The sequence below is a fragment of the Streptomyces mutabilis genome, assembly GCF_014649815.1.
Lineage (GTDB): Bacteria > Actinomycetota > Actinomycetes > Streptomycetales > Streptomycetaceae > Streptomyces > Streptomyces mutabilis.
In genome coordinates, this window is sequence record NZ_BMTT01000263.1 from 1 (window position 1) to 557 (window position 557).

At 30.5% G+C, this 557-nt stretch carries 1 protein-coding gene; it reads right to left on the reverse strand.

Translation table 11 applies throughout. The features are described from left to right. A partial coding sequence (locus IE142_RS40250; protein WP_229831301.1) for a DUF1444 domain-containing protein occupies positions 1-535 on the reverse strand: 535 nt, incomplete at its 3' end. Positions 536-557 lie beyond the last annotated feature (22 nt).

Sequence of the window (557 nt, forward strand, 5' to 3'; positions counted from 1 at the left end):
AATCTTTTTTGAATTTTTTTCTGTTCGCTTCTAAACGTTGAATAACGTTAGGATCTCTTTTTTGTTTATTATTTTTCCCCAAAATAAATATTGGCTCTAGATGTCCGTTATCATAACCAAATGATAAAGAAGTAATCGGAACAAGTCCTTTAGTAAAGAATTCCATAGTCAAATGAGCCATAACATCATAACCTGTTTTATTTCTAATATCTGCAAGAATTAATACATCTTGATGTGGCACACCAACAAGCATTTCACCTTCACATTGGTGTTGAATATGATTTAAAAAAGAAGTATTTAAAATACGACTTGCATCATATCCATCATTTGTGTTGATGAAGTAAAAAATATTACCTTTAACTTCATCCGTACTATAGCGACACTCTAACTTACGAACATTAAATAGTGACATTTCTTTCACTTGTTGAGCAGTTAAATTTAACGTTTGTAACATATTTTCATCTATTAGCCGATAAGATTTCCCTAGATCAAGAGCGTAATATATATTAGTTTCAGCAGTATGTTCTGTTAACACAAATGCATGACCTTCCTTAGTT